This is a genomic window from uncultured Eubacterium sp., assembly GCF_937958975.1.
Lineage (GTDB): Bacteria > Bacillota > Clostridia > Lachnospirales > Lachnospiraceae > Eubacterium_G.
Map to the genome: position 1 here is coordinate 1 of NZ_CALGRE010000001.1, position 4,578 is coordinate 4,578.

The window sequence follows — 4,578 nt, forward strand, 5'->3', positions numbered from 1 at the left end:
CGTGCTTTTAATAGGCTTAATCTTTGTAACCGCCATATCTCCGCAAGCACCCCCTTTATTTCCTCTATGTCCTCTTGATAGACGCTGCCCGTGGCATTGACGCGCCGCGCTATCTGGTTGATGTTGACACCGATTTTCTGTATCTCCGCTGTCATGGCTTTTATGTCGGCATGGTCTATCTGAATGATGTACCCGTCGATTGCCATTTTCCGCAAATACGCTTCCATGTTCCGGGTAGGGACGAGCTTCATTTTTTCCTCAATCAATGCGCGTTCTTCTTCTGTTACTCTGAATTTGATTTGTACCGTCCGCTTCCTGCCGCCCATGTGTAGCTCCTTTCTATTCGAGGGTTTGGGACGCTTCCCAAAAAGCATTTTTGCCGCCGCTGCCATAAGGCGCGGCCGGTCAAAAATACGGAAAGGGTACCCCTTTCCTATGCTTGCTACGAAACTTTCCCTCTACTTCCTACGACGGTACAAAAGTGCATTTTGCCGAACCGACGCAAAAGAAAAACGCTGCAATCTGCAAAGATTACAACGCTTTCTAAAATTCATATTCAATTTTGCGAGACATTCTTATTCGTCCTCTTTTTCGACTTCCGCGATTTCCTTTGCCGTAGCGGTAACAATCCGCAATCCCGTATCGCTCATACCGTCCAGCAGCGCGTCAAGCTGCCGCCGCCCGGTTGATTTTTCGGCGGGGTCATTTGGAAAAAAGAATTGGTCTACCGATATATGATACCGGGTTACAAGGTCATAGAACACCTGTAAACTCGGCTGTTGTCCTTTGTTTTCAATATTCGCAAGATAGCGCGGGGAAATATATAGCTCGTCGCTTACCTTTTTATGACTATCGCCCCGCGCTTTTCTTGCGTCTTTTATGGCTTCTCCAAAAGCCTTAAAATCGTATAACGGTACTGGTCTTTTCATCTTTATTCACCCTATTACATTTTACAGTTCACCTTTCTTTCGGGATATGTCTACACACTTCATATTATGCATCAAAATAAATCATATTATTCTTTGCGTGGATACTTGACAAAAGTCAAAGAGATATGTTATCTTATTTACAGACCATTGGTTTGTATGGAGGTGTAAAATGGCAAGGAACAAATATCCGGAGCAAACAGTGAAACTGATTTTAGACGTTTCAACCCGGTTATTCGTTGAAAAAGGATATGAGCATACCTCATTACAAGATATTATCAATGAAACGAAATTGTCAAAAGGCGCAATCTATCATCATTTCAGTTCTAAAGAAGAAATTTTTGAAGCAATCTTCCGCAGAATTGGAGAAGAAAACTCTGTTGCACTTGCGAAAATTCGTGATGATAAAAAACTCAACGGATACGAAAAACTCAAGGCAATATTTAAGGCAGCATATTTTAATCCAAATCAAAGTTTAATGCTGACCGTTACCCCGCCATTATTGGAAAATCCAAAATTTTTGGCTATGCAAATTCAGCAGCTATATGACATTGTTGTTCCCAAATTCATAGAGCCTATTTTGCAACAAGGGATTGACGACGGAACTATCAGTACAAAAAATCCACGGGAAGTAGCAGAAGTGATAATGATTTTGAATAATGTCTGGCTCAATCCAGTTGTTCGTTATACTGATGAAGAAAGTATGAGAAACCGCTGCTATACGTTTAACCAGCTACTAAAAGGATTGGGGATTGATTTGTTAGACGACGCTATGATTGAGGAATATGTAAAGTATTGTTCAAAGCAAGATACTATGAAATAAAATAAACTGCTCTGAAAAGAGCAGCTTATTTTAGAACATATACAGACCGACGGTTGGTTTATAAAATAAGGAGGATTATACAATGGAATGTATTTTGTCAATTCAAAATATCACAAAAAAATACGGGGAAAAAGTCGTTATTACAAATGAAAATTTCTCTGTTTATAAAGGCGACATTTTAGGATTTATCGGTCCAAATGGCGCAGGAAAAAGCACTTCTATCAATATAATAAGCACTCTTGTATCTCCCGATAATGGCATCATAATTTTTTAAGGAAAAGATATATTTTCTAATAATCTTCACTATAAAAAATCTTTAGGGATTGTTCCACAAGATTTAGCAATCTATGAGGACTTGAACGCTTATGATAATGTCGCTTTTTTCTGCTCATTGTACGGTATTTATGGCATGAAGCTAAAAGAACAGGTTAAAAAGGCATTAGAGTTTGTTGGTTTATGGGATAGAAGAAAAGATTTGCCCTCTAAATTTTCCGGTGGTATGAAACGTAGACTAAATATAGCTTGTGCGATTGCACACGAACCAGAGCTGTTAATTATGGACGAACCAACGGTAGGAATTGACCCACAATCGAGAAACAAAATACTTGAAGCAGTTAAAGAATTAAATCGAATTGGAACTACAGTAATTTATACCAGTCATTACATGGAAGAAATTGAAGCCCTGTGCAATCGAATTGTATTGCTTGATAAAGGAAATGTGATTGAGGATTTATCCAAAAATGACTATAAAGCAAAATACGAACAACTGGGCTGCTCTACTTTGGAAGATATATTTTTATATGCCACAGGAACAGATTTGCGGGATATGGAGGAATAATCTATGAATACATTTTTTCCGCTACTCAAATTAGGTATAAGGCGCAGAAGTCGGGATTTTTTCATTATTTTTTATACAGTGGTGTTTCCGATTGTCATTATTGCACTTTTAGGCTATCTTACCTCTACTTCATACGGGAAAGAATTTACATCTTATGAATATTACTCAATAGTAATTATACCATTTTGCTTACTCATGGGAACAACAAGCGTAGTTTATGCTACGGCTGATGAAAAGAGAACGAAAACCGCATATCGTTATATGATAGCTCCCATTTCAAAAGCTGCTTTGATATGGTCAAAATTCTTTTCGTGTGTCATAGCCTTTACGATATGCAGTGTGATTGTACTATTGCTTTCAGGATTACTATTTCATTTACCAGTAGGAAAGAACTTTGCAGCTTTATCATTATTACTACTATGTGAGTCAATAACGATAAGCGGGTTAGGTCTGTTTTTTGGGCTTGCAATTAAAAGCTTCGCTGTTATTCAAAACTTTCTGAATTTACCGATTGTTATTTTTGGATTCCTTGGTGGTGCTTTTTTCCCTGTTGGTTCTGTCAATCCGGTGCTGTCATTTATCATCAATCTGTCACCTCTGACATGGATAAATAAAAGCATAATATTCTGCCTGTATATGGAAAATAACACTATTCTTTTGGGTGTGAGTGCGGCACTCTTTGTTGTAGGGATAATATGCACTTTTCTTACAACAAAGCACTTCAAAAAGGAGGCGTTTGTCTAATGGATATTCTGAATATTATGAAATACTGTTTCAAACGAAACTGGAATAGGCGTGCTGCCTTTATAGCTAATCTTGCTATCCCTATATTAGTCGTAATTTTAGGGATTTTCGCAAATAATATCAGCCAACCGAGTTTCACAATCGGGGTTCTCAATGAGCAATACGCTACACATGTTATAAATAGGCTCTCAGATACACCCGGAATTGATATAAGCTACGCTAACGCTGACACAGTTAAAAGTGATTTAATCACAGGAAAATATTCTGTTGTCATTGCCTTTTCTGAAAATAATTATGATTTATTTTCTGTAAAAGACCAAAAGACAAATAACGAAATACGGCAGATTTTAGATAGTTACCAAAATTCTGCACAGATAATCAACATTTACGAAGTGATAGGAACTGAAATGAGCGTTGCAGAACGAACCATAGCTTTTATAGTTTTATTTCTTATGGTTACTGCCACGGTAACTGCGTCTAATATGATAAAAGACAAGAACGGAGGTACTTTGAGAAGATACAAATACGCTCCGCAAACATCTTTAACGTACATTTTGGGGAACTTCTTATATAATTACTTAATTACTTTTTGTCAATATTTCATTTCTATATCTTTTATGTACTTTATAGGAGTTGAAATAGGAATTAAATATTGTGACTTAATATTTATGGGTATATGGCTAAGTGGAATTGCAACCGCTTTTGGCACTTTTTTTTCAAGTATCTATCGAAAAGAAGTGTATGCGAATTTAAGCGCGTCATTTGTTGCACTTATACTTTCTCTTATAGGAGGAACATTTATTGCTTATAATGATATGCCCGCTATGCTCCAAAAAATTAGTATAATAAGCCCTTTACGGTGGTTTATTGAAACAACGGAAAGTATGCAGAATGGTTTAGGGTGGTTTGATAATATGGAGCAGATTATCATTCTTTCTGGAATGATGTTTGTTTTGCTTATTACAACTTCCTTAATCAACAAAAAACAAAATGCTTTTTAATCGGACAGTTTCTTAAACATGAAAACCGTTGTTATGCGGTGTCATGCACCTTATGGGCAAACTGGACTTAACGGCGGTTTTGAAAATCAAAAGTCAAAGCCGCCGTTTCCTTTTTGAAAAATAGGATACGGAGGGTGTGTTAAAGTCGCCCTTTTTTAAGGATACGGCGGTATCAAGGAGGTATCGTCATGTCCTTTTTCTATGCTCCAAATCCCCCTAACTTATCAAAAAAAGCCCGTCCACCGC

General features: G+C 37.3%; 5 protein-coding genes and 1 pseudogene. 4 read left to right on the top strand and 2 right to left on the bottom strand.

Features of this window, described 5'->3' with window-relative positions; translation table 11 throughout:
* On the bottom strand, positions 1-326 hold a 326-nt coding region (gene mobC, locus Q5O86_RS00005), incomplete at its 3' end, for a plasmid mobilization relaxosome protein MobC (RefSeq protein ID WP_302625104.1).
* A gap of 249 nt (positions 327-575) precedes the next feature.
* Complete coding sequence (locus tag Q5O86_RS00010; protein WP_302625105.1) at positions 576-929, bottom strand: helix-turn-helix transcriptional regulator; 354 nt, start codon at positions 927-929, stop codon at positions 576-578.
* Positions 930-1,098: 169 nt separating this feature from the next.
* On the opposite strand from Q5O86_RS00010, the gene Q5O86_RS00015 reads away from it, so the two are divergent.
* From Q5O86_RS00015 to Q5O86_RS00030, 4 genes and pseudogenes are all read left to right on the top strand, one after another.
* Positions 1,099-1,749: a TetR/AcrR family transcriptional regulator gene (locus Q5O86_RS00015; RefSeq protein WP_302625106.1), complete on the top strand. Its 651-nt coding sequence runs from the start codon at positions 1,099-1,101 to the stop codon at positions 1,747-1,749.
* 82 nt (positions 1,750-1,831) lie between these two features.
* Positions 1,832-2,587 (top strand): annotated as a pseudogene (locus tag Q5O86_RS00020) (ABC transporter ATP-binding protein).
* Between the two features lie 3 nt (positions 2,588-2,590).
* Positions 2,591-3,331, top strand: coding sequence for an ABC transporter permease (locus Q5O86_RS00025; RefSeq protein WP_302625107.1), 741 nt, complete (start codon positions 2,591-2,593; stop codon positions 3,329-3,331).
* Positions 3,331-4,332, top strand: coding sequence for an ABC transporter permease (locus Q5O86_RS00030; protein WP_302625108.1), 1,002 nt, complete (start codon positions 3,331-3,333; stop codon positions 4,330-4,332). Before Q5O86_RS00025 ends, Q5O86_RS00030 begins: the two co-directional genes overlap by 1 nt.
* Positions 4,333-4,578: the final 246 nt, after the last annotated feature.